This window comes from Paraburkholderia sp. SOS3 (assembly GCF_001922345.1).
Taxonomy (GTDB): domain Bacteria; phylum Pseudomonadota; class Gammaproteobacteria; order Burkholderiales; family Burkholderiaceae; genus Paraburkholderia.
On record NZ_CP018811.1, the window covers coordinates 3,401,284 to 3,416,462 of the forward strand.

General features: G+C 63.4%; 14 protein-coding genes and 1 pseudogene. All 15 read right to left on the reverse strand.

Annotated features, from left to right (window positions below; translation table 11 throughout):
• Positions 1–59: 59 nt before the first annotated feature.
• Entirely contained in the window at positions 60–494 is a 435-nt protein-coding gene (gene acpS / locus BTO02_RS15180; protein ID WP_075157735.1) for a holo-ACP synthase, read from the reverse strand.
• A 19-nt stretch (positions 495–513) separates the two neighbouring features.
• Entirely contained in the window at positions 514–1,278 is a 765-nt protein-coding gene (pdxJ, locus tag BTO02_RS15185) for a pyridoxine 5'-phosphate synthase (protein ID WP_075157736.1), read from the reverse strand.
• Positions 1,275–2,336 (reverse strand): DNA repair protein RecO, encoded by a 1,062-nt coding sequence (gene recO / locus BTO02_RS15190; protein ID WP_156883835.1) that lies wholly within the window; start codon positions 2,334–2,336, stop codon positions 1,275–1,277. Before recO ends, pdxJ begins: the two co-directional genes overlap by 4 nt.
• The gene (era, locus tag BTO02_RS15195) at positions 2,323–3,222 is read right to left on the reverse strand and encodes a GTPase Era (protein ID WP_075158893.1); all 900 of its coding nucleotides are present in this window, start codon (positions 3,220–3,222) and stop codon (positions 2,323–2,325) included. The genes recO and era overlap by 14 nt, the downstream gene beginning before the upstream one ends.
• A 270-nt stretch (positions 3,223–3,492) precedes the next feature.
• Positions 3,493–5,016 (reverse strand): annotated as a pseudogene (gene rnc, locus BTO02_RS15200) (ribonuclease III); the annotation flags it as partial.
• A gap of 460 nt (positions 5,017–5,476) precedes the next feature.
• Positions 5,477–6,373: a signal peptidase I gene (gene lepB / locus BTO02_RS15205; protein ID WP_075157737.1), complete on the reverse strand. Its 897-nt coding sequence runs from the start codon at positions 6,371–6,373 to the stop codon at positions 5,477–5,479.
• A gap of 22 nt (positions 6,374–6,395) precedes the next feature.
• Positions 6,396–8,189, reverse strand: a complete 1,794-nt coding sequence (gene lepA, locus BTO02_RS15210) for a translation elongation factor 4 (protein ID WP_075157738.1) — start codon at positions 8,187–8,189, stop codon at positions 6,396–6,398.
• A 226-nt stretch (positions 8,190–8,415) separates the two neighbouring features.
• Positions 8,416–8,754, reverse strand: a complete 339-nt coding sequence (locus tag BTO02_RS35135; protein ID WP_232243368.1) for a glutaredoxin family protein — start codon at positions 8,752–8,754, stop codon at positions 8,416–8,418.
• Between the two features lie 43 nt (positions 8,755–8,797).
• On the reverse strand, positions 8,798–10,333 hold the full coding sequence (locus BTO02_RS15220; protein ID WP_075157739.1) for a DegQ family serine endoprotease: 1,536 nt from the start codon (positions 10,331–10,333) through the stop codon (positions 8,798–8,800).
• Between the two features lie 19 nt (positions 10,334–10,352).
• On the reverse strand, positions 10,353–11,399 hold the full coding sequence (locus tag BTO02_RS15225; RefSeq protein WP_075157740.1) for a MucB/RseB C-terminal domain-containing protein: 1,047 nt from the start codon (positions 11,397–11,399) through the stop codon (positions 10,353–10,355).
• 22 nt (positions 11,400–11,421) lie between these two features.
• Positions 11,422–12,087, reverse strand: a complete 666-nt coding sequence (locus BTO02_RS15230) for a sigma-E factor negative regulatory protein (protein WP_075157741.1) — start codon at positions 12,085–12,087, stop codon at positions 11,422–11,424.
• 74 nt (positions 12,088–12,161) lie between these two features.
• A complete protein-coding gene (gene rpoE, locus BTO02_RS15235) occupies positions 12,162–12,761 on the reverse strand; it encodes an RNA polymerase sigma factor RpoE (RefSeq protein WP_075157742.1) in 600 nt (199 codons plus the stop codon).
• A gap of 92 nt (positions 12,762–12,853) precedes the next feature.
• Positions 12,854–13,264: a protein YgfX gene (locus BTO02_RS15240; protein WP_232243369.1), complete on the reverse strand. Its 411-nt coding sequence runs from the start codon at positions 13,262–13,264 to the stop codon at positions 12,854–12,856.
• 73 nt (positions 13,265–13,337) lie between these two features.
• Complete coding sequence (gene fabF / locus BTO02_RS15245) at positions 13,338–14,576, reverse strand: beta-ketoacyl-ACP synthase II (protein ID WP_075157743.1); 1,239 nt, start codon at positions 14,574–14,576, stop codon at positions 13,338–13,340.
• A gap of 270 nt (positions 14,577–14,846) precedes the next feature.
• Complete coding sequence (acpP, locus tag BTO02_RS15250; RefSeq protein ID WP_004197638.1) at positions 14,847–15,086, reverse strand: acyl carrier protein; 240 nt, start codon at positions 15,084–15,086, stop codon at positions 14,847–14,849.
• Between the last annotated feature and the right edge of the window lie 93 nt (positions 15,087–15,179).

Genomic DNA, 15,179 nt, shown 5'->3' on the forward strand with positions numbered 1-15,179 from the left:
CAGACAAACGATGCAACGGCCGCGCGCTCGCCGGACTGCGCACCGCGGCGAACGCCGGGCTACGCACCCGTCTGCGCACCGGACTCGGCGCCGGACTGTGCGCCGGTCTCCGCGATCACGAACGACACCGCATAGTCGCGTTCGTCGGACAGCGTCACGCGTGCGGTAATGCCGCGCTCGGCGAGCCACTCGGCAAGTTCGCCCGAGGCGACGATATACGGCCTGCCGCCCGCTTCGTTGAGCGTTTGCAGCGCGCGCCATGTCATCGGCCAATGCATGCCGAGCCCGATCGCCTTCGAAAACGCTTCCTTCACCGAGAAGCGCGTGGCGAGAAACGCGAGACCGCGCACCGCGGACCGCGCGTTGCGCGCGTGATAGACGCGCAGCTCGTCGGGGCCGAGCACTTTTTCCGCGAACCGGCCTCCCGTGCGCTCCATCACGGCCGCCACGCGGCTCACCTGCACGACGTCGGTACCGATGCCATAGATCGCCATGAAGCCGCCCGCGTTTCGCTCAGGCCCGTGCAGCAAGACGCGCGGCGACCATGATCGCCTTCATCTCGCGCACCGCGTTATCCCAGCCGGCGAAGATTGCGTGCGCAACGATCGCGTGGCCGATGTTCAGTTCGACGATCCCTTCGATCGCCGCGATCGGCTGCACGTTCGTGTAGTGCAGGCCGTGCCCCGCGTTGACCTTGAGCCCGAGCGAGCGGCCCAGTTCGACGCCTTGCACGACGCGCTCGTATTCGCGCCGTTGCGCGGCTTCGTCGTGCGCTTCGGCATAAGCGCCGGTATGCAGTTCGATGACGGGCGCGCCGGCTTCGTGAGCGGCGCGAATCTGCGCGTCGTCGGCGTCGATGAAGAGCGAGACGCGCGAGCCGGCGTCGGCCAGCTGCCCGCACGCATCGCGCACCGCATCGAAGCGGCCGGCGACGTCGAGACCGCCTTCGGTAGTCAGTTCGGCGCGTTTTTCCGGCACGAGGCAGACATCGTGCGGCCGCACGTCGCACGCGATATCGAGCATCTCCTGCGTGACCGCGCATTCGAGGTTCATCCGCGTGTTCAGCCGCGCACGCAATGCGCGCACGTCGGCGTCGACGATGTGCCGGCGGTCCTCGCGCAGATGCAGCGTGATCGCGTCGGCGCCCGCCTCTTCGGCCGTCAGGGCCGCGCGGATCGGATCGGGGTAGGAAGTGCCGCGCACATTGCGCAGCGTGGCAACGTGGTCGATGTTGACGCCCAGGTCGATCACGTTCGGCGACGTGAGAAAGAAGCTCATAGGTTCTGCAGGTCGATCAGGATCTGGCGCGTCGCGAGCGGCGTGCCGCCAAGGTAAGTGTTGAGCAGGAAGCGCATCAGCGTCTTGCTTTGCGCAACCGTCTGCGCACGATGGTAATCGTCCTGCTCCATATCGAGCAAGGTCTGACCCGATACCACGGGCCATTGCGCGGGCAGATCGTCGGATGCGTCACGCACGCCGCGTTCCGGATCGAACACGTAGTGGCCGCCCGGCACGACCGGCCGGCGCGCGGCGGTGCGATCGAGCGACATCGCGTATCCGGTCTCGCGCAGCAGCACGCGCTCGAACGAACGCAGCACCTGCACGGGCGGCTCGTCGTGCGCGAGGCGCGTGAGTGTCACCACATAGTGGTGAAACAGCTGCGGATGCGGATCTTCGCGCGCACAGAACTTGACGAGCAGTTCGTTCGCGTAGAAACCGCACAGCAGCGCGTCGCCGGCCAGCGGCAGCATGCCGCCGACCCACTCGGCGCCCGTCAGCGTGCGCATCTCGGACTTGCCGGTCCATGCGAGCGAGAGCGGCTGGAAGGTCTGCAGCACGCCGCGCAGGGCCGAATGCGGGCGCTTGGCGCCTTTCGCGATCAAGGCGAGGCGACCGTGGTCGCGCGACAGCACATCGAGAATCAGGCTGGTTTCGCGATACGGATAGCTGTGCAGAACGAAGGCCGGCTGTTCGGAGATGCGGTATTCGGAGGCAGGCGCGCGTGATGACGCGCGGCGTGCGGGCCTGGCTGCGCGCGACGCGGCGCGCGCCGGTTCGTCGCCGGGCCGCTGGCTTGCGCTTGCATCGCGGGTCGCCTGATCGCGGGCTTCGAGCAGCGCTTCGTCGGCGAAATCGTCGCCGGCCGTGCGCGTCGCGGCAGACTTCTTCGACTTGCTCGATGCCGAAGAGGTCGAAGAAGTCGTGCGCTTCGCGCGACCGCGAGCGGGCGCGTCCGCGCTTGCCGGCTCGGACGCACAAGCGCGAGCGGCACGCTCCTGCGGCGGATCAGACTCTGGTTCCGGCGGCAGCGTCATCCATGCGTCATTCGTACCCATACGCGCGCAGTCCGGCTTCGTTGTCGGCCCACCCGCTCCTCACCTTGATAAAGGTCTCGAGGTACACGGGGCCGTCGAACAGCTTTTCCATATCGAGACGCGCCTCGGTGCTGATCTGCTTCAGCTTCGCGCCCTTCTGGCCGATGATCATCGCCTTGTGCGAATCGCGCTCGACGAGAATCGTGGCGAAGATGCGCCGCAGGCGGCCTTCGGCCTCGAACTTGTCGATGATCACCGTGCTGGTGTACGGCAATTCGTCGCCGGTCCAGCGGAACACTTTCTCGCGCAGAATCTCGGCCGCAAGGAAGCGCTCGCTGCGATCGGTCAGATCGTCTTCGCCGTAGATCGGCTCGCCTTCCGGCAGATACGGCTTCACCGTCTCGAAGAGCCGCTTGATGTCGTCGGGATTCTTCGCCGACAGCGGCACGATTTCCCTGAACTCGCGCAAGCCCGCCATCTTCTGCATGAACGGGAACAGTGTGTCCTTGTCGTTCACGCGATCGAGCTTGTTCGCGATCAGCAGCGTCGGCGCCGATCGCGGAATCAGATCGAGCACCTGCTGGTCGTCGGGTCCGAAGCGGCCCGCTTCGATCACGAAGAGCACCGCGTCGACGGACGTCAGCGTCGACGTGACCGCACGGTTCAGCGAGCGGTTCAGCGCGCCGCTGTGGCGCGTCTGGAAACCGGGCGTATCGACGAAGATGTACTGCGCGTCGTCGAGCGTGCGGATGCCCGTGATGCGGTGGCGCGTGGTCTGCGCCTTGCGCGACGTGATGCTGACTTTCTGGCCGACGAGCGCGTTCATCAGCGTCGACTTGCCGACGTTGGGGCGGCCGACGATGGCAACCATGCCGCAACGAAATCCTGGTGTAGTGGGCGTGTTCATATTCGGGGCTACGCTGCGACTGACCCGGCCACCGTGCATTGCATCGCGCTCGCGCAATGCGGTCGCGGTGAAAGCAGAAACGGGCGGCACGACGACGATGTTCGGTCAGGTCAAACGCGTGAATCAGTCGGGAGCAATCGTGGTGGATCAATGGCCCGCGTCGGCAACGCGCGTATGCAGCGCGTTCGCGACGCCGGGTTCGGGGTCCGCTTCGGCCGTTGCCGCGCCAGCGGCGTCACGGCTGCGGGCCGTTATCTTTTCGGTGCTGCGTGCGGCGGCTTCGAACCTGTCAGCCGGGTTATCCCGGTCCGTAGCATTCGGGGTTGCGTTTCCGCTCGTGTTTCCGCTTGCGCTGGCTGCGCGGGCAGCGGGTTCGGGCTTGTCGGCGGATTTGTCTCCAGCTCGGTCTGCGGGCCGATCAACGGCTCGATCGGCGGGACGTTCAACCTTGTCAGCGGCTTTTTCGACGGGTTTGTCTGCTTTATCTGTTTTGTCTGCGGGTTTGTCGGCCGCTTTGTCCGCGGGTTTGTCCGCAGCTTTGTCGGCAGGCGTGTCTACAGCTTTGTCCGATGGCCTCTCGGTCGCCCTGTCGGCAGTGAGCACGACGGCTTCCGGCTTGTCCACCCCCTTCTCGCCCTGACGACTCGAAGCTTCGATCGCGTCGCCGGGCATGTCCGGTGGACGCGTCGCCGCATCGGTCCGCTCGGTCTGCCGGTCGGCGCGGTCGGCTTTTTCGCCGCGCGCGAGCTTGTCGTCAGACCGCTCCGCGCCCTTGTCGCCCGTTCTCTCGAGCTTTTCCGACTTGTCCGCTTTTTCCGCTTTATCGGTGCTGCCGCCCGTGCCGCCGGCGCTGCCTTGAGCCTGGCTGTATTCGACATGCGCCGCACGAATCACCGCGAGCGGTGCCGCCTGACTCGCCGCTGCCGCCGGTGCAACCCGTTCGGCGAGCGTTTCAGCCGCTGCCTTCGCTTCGCCGCGCGCCGCGCGCTCGGCTTTGCGCAGGTCCGGCGCACGCAGATCGAGCGCTGTCTGCACGCCGGTTACGCCCGGGACGATTTCCGCTTCGGCGCTTTTCGCGGCGCGCCCGCTTTTCGACCGCTTCGGCTTCGCGACGACGGCCGGCGCCGCCGCCATCACCTCGTCGAGCGCCTTTTTCGCGGCAGCCTGCTCGGCCGCGCGCCGGCTCGCACCGGAACCGGACACCTTGACGTCGAGTTTCGGCACCGCGCATTCGACTTCGAACTGCTGATTGTGCGCCGCACCATGGGTGGCGACGACGGTGTAGGTGGGCAGCGCAATCTTGTGACCCTGCAGGTATTCCTGCAGCAATGTCTTCGCATCCTTGCCCAGCGTGCGCGGATCGATATGGTCGAGAATCGGCACGTACAACCGCTTGATGACCGTCTGCGCGGCCTCGAAGCCGCCGTCGAGGAAAATGGCGCCGAGAATCGCCTCGAGCGCATCCGCGAGGATCGACGGCCTGCGGAAACCGCCGCTGCGTAACTCGCCCTCGCCGAGGCGAAGTCCGTCGGAAATATTGAGGGCCTGAGCGATTTCGTAAAGCGATTGCTGCTTGACGAGATTGGCCCGCACCCGCGACAAATCGCCTTCGTCGAGCTTTCCGAACCGTTGGAACAAAAGTGCCGCCACCGCGCAATTGAGAACGGAGTCGCCGAGAAACTCGAGCCGTTCGTTATGCGTGGCGCTATGACTGCGATGAGTGAGAGCCTGGCGCAGCAATTCCGCATTGCGAAATTCGTAGCGCAGCCGGCTTTCCAACGGAGATAAAGGCATGGGCAGAGTATAACGCGGGCGCCAGCCCCGGCGAAAACGCGGACCGGCATGCGAACAGGCGTGGGGAAGCGAAGTTACAACACGTTCTTAAAGTAGCGTGATAACACGTTGCGCAGATTTCGCAGCGCGATTCGGAGCTGCAGTTCGGGGCTGCAATTCGTGCTTCGAGTCGGGTTTGCTTGGGAGCCGGCATCCGGGCTTTGATGCTGGCCGTGGTTAGCCCATGATTTGCGGACCGATTCGACGCGGTGCTTCAGAACCGGCAATCGAAATAGCGACGCAACTGTCCTCATGCGTAACGTTCAAGCCGCGATTTTCACGGCAAGCAGACGCTGCTTGCATTCGCAACCGGAGCGCAAACCGCGGCATGAACAGCAACGCGAATCGAAGCAGGTGTCGAAGCGGGCGCGTCTCGCGCTCACTGCGCACCGCCCGCTTCGATCCGCGAGGAAGAAGCGGTTCACTGCTGGAACGAGCCGATCCGCTTGAGGTTGCTGAAGTTCATCCAGATGAAGAACGCACGGCCCACGATATTCGCGTCCGGCACGAAGCCCCAGTAGCGGCTGTCCGCGCTGTTGTCGCGGTTGTCGCCCATCATGAAGTAGTGACCCGGCGGCACTTTGCAGATCACGCCGCGGTCGTTGTAGTCGCAGTTGCTGCGAAACGGGTAATCTTCCGCGCCGACGACGAACGGCGGCACCGCCGGATTATTCAGAATGCGGTTCTTGCGGCCGTCGAGATCCTCTTCGAACTGCTTCGCATAGCCAATGCGCTCTTCGTCGAAAAAATCGGGCAGCGGCGTTTCCGGGACCGGCTTGCCGTTGATCGTGAGCTTCTTGTCCTGATACGCGACCACGTCGCCGGGCAAGCCGATCACGCGCTTGATGTAGTCGACCGATTCGTCTTTCGGATAGCGGAATACGACCACGTCGCCGCGCTGCAGCGGATGGCCCGACGTGATCTTCGTGTTCACGATCGGCAGGCGCAGCCCGTAATCGAATTTATTCACGAGGATAAAGTCGCCGACCAGCAGCGTCGGCACCATCGAGCCCGATGGAATCTTGAACGGCTCGACAACAAACGAGCGCACGACGAACACCACCAGAATGACCGGGAAAAAGCTCGCCGTGTATTCGAGCCACCACGGCTGGCGCAGCTTCTCGTCGCGAAGTTTTGCGCGCGTTTGCGCGGGGTTTTCATCGGCGAAGCGTTCGCCGACGCGCTCCTGCTGACGGTCGAACTCGGCGACGGCCGCATCCGCCGCGCGCCGTCGCCGCGGCACGAAAAAGAGCTTGTCTGCAACCCATGCGATACCCGTCAAAACGACGAGCACAAAAAGAATCAATGCAAAATTCATCGAGGGGTTCCCGTTGTTCGTCTTATTTGTCTTCGACTCGCAGGATCGCGAGGAACGCCTCCTGCGGAATCTCGACCGAGCCGACCTGCTTCATCCGTTTCTTGCCTTCCTTCTGTTTCTCGAGCAGCTTCTTCTTACGCGTGATGTCGCCGCCGTAGCACTTCGCGAGCACGTTCTTGCGCAGCGCCTTGATGTTCTCGCGCGCAATGATGTGCGCACCGATCGCCGCCTGGATCGCGACGTCGTACATCTGGCGCGGGATGATTTCGCGCATCTTCGCGGCGACTTCGCGGCCGCGATACTGGCTCTGGGCGCGGTGCACGATAACCGACAACGCGTCGACCTTGTCGCCGTTGATCAGCATGTCGACCTTCACGACATCGGACGCGCGATACTCCTTGAACTCGTAGTCCATCGACGCATAGCCGCGCGACACCGACTTCAGCCGGTCGAAGAAGTCGAGCACGATTTCGGCCATCGGGATTTCATAGGTCAGTTGCACTTGCCGGCCGTGGTACTGCATGTTGATCTGACTGCCGCGCTTCTGCGTGCACAGTGTGATGACCGACCCGACATAGTCCTGCGGCATGTACAGATTGACCGTGACGATCGGCTCGCGCACTTCCTCGATCTTCGACGGATCCGGCATCTTCGCGGGATTTTCGACCATCGCGATCGTGCCGTCGCGCTGCAGAACCTCGTACACCACGGTCGGCGCGGTGGTGATCAGGTCCATGTCGAACTCGCGTTCGAGCCGCTCCTGCACGATTTCCATATGCAGGAGGCCAAGGAAGCCGCAACGGAACCCGAAACCGAGTGCCTGCGAGACTTCCGGCTCGTATTGCAGCGACGCGTCGTTGAGCTTCAGCTTTTCGAGCGATTCGCGCAACGCGTCGTACTGGTTCGCTTCGACCGGATAGAGACCGGCGAACACCTGCGGCTTCACTTCCTTGAAACCCGGCAGCGGCTCGGGCGCAGGGTTCTTGACGGTGGTGACCGTATCGCCGACGCGCGCCGCCGTCAGTTCCTTGATGCCCGCGATGATAAAACCGACCTGCCCCGCGGATAGCGTGTCGAGATTGCGCGACTTCGGCGTGAACACGCCGACGTGCTCGACCGGATACTCGGCGCCCGTCGCCATCATGCGGATGCGGTCTTTCGTGCGCAGCGTGCCGTTGACGATGCGCACGAGCATCACGACGCCGACGTAGTTATCGAACCACGAGTCGATGATGAGCGCCTGCAGCGGCGCGTCCGCATTGCCCTTCGGCGCAGGCACTTTCGCGATCAGCGCTTCGAGCACGTCTTCGACGCCTTGGCCGGTCTTCGCGCTGCAATGCGCGGCATCCGTCGCGTCGATACCGATCACGTCTTCGATTTCGGCAATCGCGTTTTCGGGATTCGCCGCCGGCAGATCGATCTTGTTGAGCACCGGCACGACTTCGACGCCGAGTTCGATCGCGGTGTAGCAGTTAGCTACCGTCTGGGCTTCGACGCCCTGGCTCGCATCGACGACGAGCAGCGCGCCTTCGCACGCGGACAGCGAGCGGCTGACTTCGTACGAGAAGTCGACGTGGCCCGGCGTGTCGATCATGTTCAGGTTGTAGACCTTGCCGTCGCGCGCCTTATACGAGAGCGCCGCGGTCTGCGCCTTGATGGTGATGCCCCGTTCGCGCTCGAGATCCATCGAGTCGAGCACCTGCGATTCCATTTCGCGGTCCGACAGGCCGCCGCAGATCTGGATAATGCGATCGGCAAGCGTCGACTTGCCATGGTCGATGTGCGCGATGATCGAGAAGTTACGAATATGATCCATTCAAGGCCGAACAAGCAAAAAAGGCGCGCTCGGTGGGTCGCGAAGCACGCCTTGTAAACTGACTGAAAAACCTGTCTATTTTAGCCGAAAAGGGGTATCACAGGCGGTTTTGCAGAGAAGGGGCACGGCAGCAGCGCGTCACGCATAGACGATTCGCTACGATTCGCAGCGAAATCGCGCATGCGGTTTGCGCCAGCGGCCGGGAAAATAATGCGCGAGCGATGCATCAGCTAGCCGGCGCATTGAGTCGCGCGGCCAGCACCGCCCGCACGCGCGCAGCGTCGAGATGATAGCGGCACAACTCGACACCATCGCATATCAATACCGGCACGGCTTCGTTGTAGCGTGCTTCTAGCGCGGGATCGTCGTCGATATCGACGACGTCGACACGCGCGCCGGATTCGACGAGAAGCGGTTCGAGCGCAGCGCGCATGTCGTCGCAAAGATGACACCATGCGCGCCCGTAAAGCGTGAATACGAGCGGCGCACGCGACGCCGCCGGGTTCGCCTCAGTGGTTGCGTGCGTGACCTCAGCGGCCGCTTCCGGGGTCGCGTCGCGGACCAATGAACGGGCGCCTGTGTGGGTCACTGAGCGATCACTGAGCGCATCACTTCGGCGACGACGTGCGCGGACGGATCGGCACGAACTGCGTGTTGTCGCCGCGACGCACGAGCAGCGCGACCATCTTCTGCGGATCGAGATGCGAGGTGAGTTCGTTGAACTGCTTCGCGCTCGTCACGTCGGTGTCGCCAATCCGCAGGATGATGTCGCCCTTCTCGAGCCCGACGCGCGCGGCCGGCCCGTCGACCGCGTCGACCTGCACACCGTTGCGCAGCTTCAGCGTCTTGAGCTGATCAGCAGGGATGTCGCTGACGGCGATACCAAGCGCGTTCGACGCCTGCTGTTTCGGTGCGGGCGGCTTGCGCTGGTCGGCGCGTGTCGTCTTGTCGGGCTGCATCTCGGCGACCGTAACCGACAGGTCGCGCGTCTGGCCCTTGCGCCAGATCGTGATCGACGTCTTCGTGCCCGGCTTCGTATCGCCGACCATGCGTGGCAGGTCGGTCGCGGTATCGACCGGATGGCCGTTGAACTTGAGGATGATGTCGCCCGGCTGCACGCCCGCCTTGTCGGCCGGACCGCCCGGTTCGACGCTGCTCACGAGCGCGCCTTGCGCCTTCGGCAGGCCAAGCGAATCGGCGACGTCCTTCGTGACTTCGCCGATCGCGACCGCGATCCGGCCGCGCACGACCTTGCCCGACGTCTTCAGCTGATCGGCGACGCGCATCGCTTCGTCGATCGGAATCGCGAACGAGATGCCCATAAAGCCGCCGGTGCGGCTGTAGATCTGCGAATTGATGCCGATCACCTCGCCTTGCATATTGATGAGCGGGCCGCCCGAGTTGCCGGGATTCACCGCGACGTCGGTCTGGATAAACGGCAGGTAGTCGCCGGTATCGCGGCCCTTCGCGCTGACGATGCCGGCCGTCACCGTATTCTCGAGGCCGAACGGCGAACCGATCGCGACCACCCATTCGCCAACGCGGACCTTGTTCGAGTCGCCGATCGTGACGGTCGGCAGATTCGTCGCGTTGATTTTCACGACCGCGACGTCGGTGCGCTCGTCGACGCCGATCAGTTTCGCCTTGAATTCGCGCTTGTCGGTCAGCGTGACGTAGATCGTGTCGGCATCGTCGATCACGTGCGCATTGGTCATCACGTAACCGTCAGACGACAGGATGAAGCCGGAGCCGACGCCGCTGTTCGTTTCGGAATCGCTGTTGTCCTGCTGCTGCGAATCTCCACCGCCCTGCCCGCCTTGACTGCCCTGATTGTCGCTGCCGCCACCGCCGCCACCGCCACCACCATGAGGGGACTGCGGCGACTGCGGCATCGGAATGCCGAAGAAGCGGCGGAAAAATTCAGACATATCGCCGTCATCGAGCCCCGGCGGCAAGCCGCGGTTGCTGGTCGGCACGTGCGCGGTCGTCCGGATGTTGACGACCGCGGGGCCGACCTTGTCGACGAGGTCGGTGAAATCGGGAAGGCTTGCCGCGGGAGCCGCCGCCGCCGTATGCGGCAGAAACGGCAGGCAAGCCGCTAGCAACGCGGCCGCGAGGAATGTGCGCACCGAGAGATTCGTCATGTCGTCGTAAACCGATGGATTACTTGGGAGCCTTGTATTCTATGGCAGACGCGAACTGCTGCAACGTGACCTGGGGCACTTCGCCAAGCAGGGTTATCCAGAAGTCCCCGCGGCGCTTGACGAGCACATGGGTTGCCCCCGTGCTGCCCGCGCCTTCCTTCCGGGTATTTTTTTCGACGGGCTCGACGAAGATGGAAATAGCCGCGAGGCCATCCGAAAACACCATTTGATCGACGGGAATCGGCGGATTGCCCGGATCGTGCGCGGCCATCGGGCGCCGCAACTCTCGGATCTTTCTGAAGCCCGGCACGTTCGGCGTGATCTGCCAGCCCTGCGCTTCCATATTGACCTGCTCAACCGGCGGGTGCACGACCGTCCATCCGGCTGTATTGCGAATGCCCGCGGCGATCGGTGTTTTGTCGACCGGCACGCCGATGCGAATTTGCGAAAACGACAGTTGCTCGAGCACGTCGCCGTTTGGATCGAGGGTCTGTGCGCGCAGCAGCAAGCCAGTTTTCTTATCGGCCCACAGCTTGTACGCGAAACGATACTGGTCTTTCGGGTCGAGCTCGATCACGTCGGCCTCGAGGCCCGCGACACGATCGCGTCCGAGAATTTTCGGCTCGTAGACCGACAGCACGTCATCGCTGCTCGCCGACAGCAACGCGGGGAATGAATCCTTGTTCTGCCGCTGCTCGACGACGCACAGATGCCGTTCGGGTATGAACGTGTAGAGCTCGTCGTTATGGCGCAGCATTCTGCGCGGCTTGCCGTCGAGACTCTCGAGCTGCTCGTATTCGCCGTCGTTGCGCGTCGCATAGTGCGAAATGCGCGAAGTCTGTACGAACGCGCCGCGCTGGTAGACGAATGCGCCTTCGTAATTCTGCTGCTGCGCAGCCTGATGAATCCGATGGAGCAGTTCGGCCGCCTGATGGCGGGCCGACGAATCGTCCTGCGCGAATGCGCGAGGCGAGGCGGATAACGCCGAAAGCAACGCGGCTGCACAGAACACAAGTGCCGGCAGCCGTCCCCAGGTTTTCGTTTTATTGAACCGCAAAGTCTGCATCGAGCTATCGATCCTGTGGACCCTAACGTCCTTGCGTCGTCGTGACGGCCGCACGGATCAGCGGCATCGCGCCGCCCATCGACGGCTGCTGCGCGAATTGCTGATGGGCCTCGAGATATTGATCGAGACTCGCGTCGCGGATGATGTTCGCGTCCTGCACCGCCGGCTGCGCGGTTGCGGCCGGCATCGACGCCATCGCCACGCGCTGCACGCGATCGCCCGACCGGTCACCCGACGATAGCGAGGCGATCTGCGATGCATTCTGCAGCCCCGTATTCACGCCCTGCAGTTGCGGGACGACGATCCATGTCAGCGTAGCCGCCGCCGCTGCCACCGCGAACGCGGGCACGAGACGCAGACCGAACCGCTTGCTCTGCGCGGCGCCGCTCGCGCGCGATGCCGCGGGTGCGACAATATGCGCTTCGTTTTCGAAGCGCGCCGCAAAGCCGCTCATGAACGCGCGACTGGCGCTTGCGCCCAGCGCGAGATCGTCGGAACGCAATGCGTCGCCGATCAGGTGGTAGTTCGACCACGCCGCGCGATCCTCATGATCGAGCGCGGCGATGAACGCATCGGAGTCTTCTCCTTGCCATTCACCGTCGATCAACGCAGACAGACGCTCGCCGCGCGAGCCCGTTTGCAGACTGGCCTGCGAATTCGCTTGCACATGCAACGAAACCGACCCCATGATGCTCCCCATCCTTACAGACACCCCGTAGTGACACCACCTGACCCAGATATTGGACCGCTGCCCCGACGCGACTACCAGCGCTTACCCTCGGGTGTGTCCAGCAACGGACGCAATTTTGCCGCAATGGCTTCGCGAGCACGGAAAATTCTCGATCTGACGGTGCCAATCGGGCAACCCATCATTTCGGCGATTTCCTCGTAGCTCAATCCCTCAATTTCACGAAGAGTAATGGCGGTGCGCAGCTCTTCCGGTAAAACCGCCATCGCAGCATTGACCGTCTCTGCGATCTGCTTGCTCATCAACATCGACTCGGGCGTGTTGATATCCCTTAGTTGGTCGGCATCCGAGAAAGTTTCAGCTTCTTCAGCGTCCGCTTCGGTGGACGTGGGCGCCCGCCGGCCCTGCGTCGCAAGGTAGTTCTTCGCCGTATTCACGGCAATCCGGTACAACCACGTATAGAAAGCCGACTCGCCGCGGAATTGCGGAAGCGCCCGGTACGCCTTGATGAACGCATCCTGGGCCACGTCCTCGACCTCGGCCGGATCCCGCACGAGGCGTGAGATCAGCCGGATGATCTTGCGGTGGTATTTCGTGACCAGAAGCTCGAACGCGGCCTTGTCGCCGTTCTGCACGCGCTCGACCAGCACCTGATCAATTTCTTTTTCGCTCACCTGATAAATCCGTTAGCAAGGGGCCCGCGGGGGCACCATTGTAGCGTCCCCTTCATCCCGTCACGTTACAGCAGTAACGGCGGTAACAGTCGTTACATTGCCCCGTGCGCGGCGCGCCGGGCTTGTACCGACAGTTCACGGAAATGGTCGGAGCAAAGCATGTCGGCGGTGACCAGCAACGTGCGGGAACGGCCATTGTCGCTTACCAGCGCAACGGACAGCAGCCAGCCGCTCCATTGCGCGAAGCCCGCGACACGCCCCTCGGCGATCTGCTGCCCGGCGCGGTTCCACGCAGTCAAGCCATCCGGCCCGATTTTAAGCGACGCAGGGCGGCGGCGCACATCGTGCACCCACGCGAGGCATAGCATGGCGAGCATCGCGATCGCCGCCACTGCGGCATGCGGCCATCCGGCGCGCGGCATCAGCGTCGTGAAAACCGCTGCGGTCGCAATCGCGATGAAGGCCGCGGTCGAACCATGCAGCAAGGCGGATCGTCGCAGCACGATGCGCTGCGACGATCCGCCCCGGGATTCCTGCGATGGTTGCGTATGCGACTGCGTCAAACGGTAAGGCCGCTTACGCGCGCTTGAACACCAGCGTCCCGTTCGTGCCGCCGAACCCGAACGAGTTCTTCAGCGCGACATCGATCTTCATCTCCCGAGCGGTGTTCGCGCAGTAGTCGAGATCGCATTGGGGATCCTGGTTGAAGATGTTGATGGTCGGCGGCGACACCTGATGATGCAAGGCGAGCACCGTGAACACGGACTCGAGGCCGCCCGCGCCGCCGAGCAGGTGCCCGGTCATCGACTTCGTCGAGTTAACGACGATTTTCTTCGCGTGGTCGCCGAACGCGCGCTTGATGCCGATCGTTTCCGCGAGATCGCCCAACGGGGTCGACGTGCCATGCGCATTCAGATAACCGACTTCGTCTGCGTTGATACGCGCGTTCTTCATCGCGGCCAGCATGCAGCGGCGTGCGCCGTCGCCGTCTTCAAGCGGAGCGGTCATGTGGTACGCGTCGCCGCTCATGCCGTAGCCCGCCACTTCGGCGTAGATCTTCGCGCCGCGCGCCTTCGCGTGTTCGTACTCTTCGAGCACCATCACGCCCGCGCCTTCGCCGAGCACGAAACCGTCGCGGTCCTTGTCCCACGGACGGCTCGCCGTCGCCGGGTCGTCATTGCGCTGCGACAGCGCGCGCGCCGCCGCGAAACCGCCGATGCCGAGCGGCGACACGGTCGATTCCGCGCCACCCGCGATCATCACGTCGGCGTCGCCGTATTCGATCAGACGCGAAGCTTCGCCGATGCAATGCAGGCCCGTCGTGCACGCCGTGACCATCGACAGATTCGGGCCCTTCAGGCCGAACTTGATCGACAGATGGCCCGAAATCATGTTGATGATCGACGCCGGCACGAAGAACGGCGAGATGCGGCGCGGGCCGCGGTTCAACAGTTCGGTCTGCGTGATTTCGATCATCGGCAGGCCGCCGATGCCCGAGCCGACGACAACGCCGACGCGCTCGGCCAGCGCTTCGTCGATCGCGAGGCCGCTATCCTTGATCGCCTGCATGCCGGCCGCGATGCCGTAATGGATGAACGTATCCATATGGCGCGCTTCCTTGGCCGGAATGTATTCCTCGACGCTGAAGCCTTTGACCTCGCCGGCGAAGCGAGTAGAGAAATTCGACGTGTCGAACTTCGTGATGTCGGCGATGCCGGATTTGCCGGCGACCAGATTGGCCCACCCATCGGCAACATTATTGCCAACAGGCGAAATCAGCCCCAGGCCTGTAACAACAACACGACGGCGGCTCACGGTAACCCCTTTTCCATAGAATGACGAAAGCGAAAGCGGCAGTTTCAGCCCAAAGCAAAAGCCACAGCGGCAACAGGAAACGAGCCTGTGTACCCTGTGGCTATGAGTCTGGCATGAACGCCGGAAGCGGCGGCCCGGCCGCCTGTTCCACGCGTGGCGCGCGGGCCACGGTGCGGCGGCGCGCCGACACGGACGATGCGGGCGGCGCCGGCAGATGCGAAGACCATGCGGGCGACGACCATGCAGGCAGCGACGCTGGCGCGAATGACCTTAGGCCTTGACGTTGGCGCGAGCGTAGTCGATCGCTTGCTGCACCGTGGTGATCTTCTCGGCTTCTTCATCCGGAATTTCCATGCCGAATTCGTCTTCGAGGGCCATCACGAGTTCGACGGTATCGAGCGAATCAGCGCCGAGATCGTTGACGAACGAGGCTTCGTTCTTGATTTCCGCTTCGGCGACGCCCAGTTGTTCCGCAACGATCTTCTTAACGCGTTGTTCGATGTTGTCCATTACCCCTCCAAGGGAAAAAAGTTCATAAATACAGGTGCGCGCATTTTATCAGGTTTGCCCCGCGGAAAAACGGCGCGCACGTTGCTGCCAAGG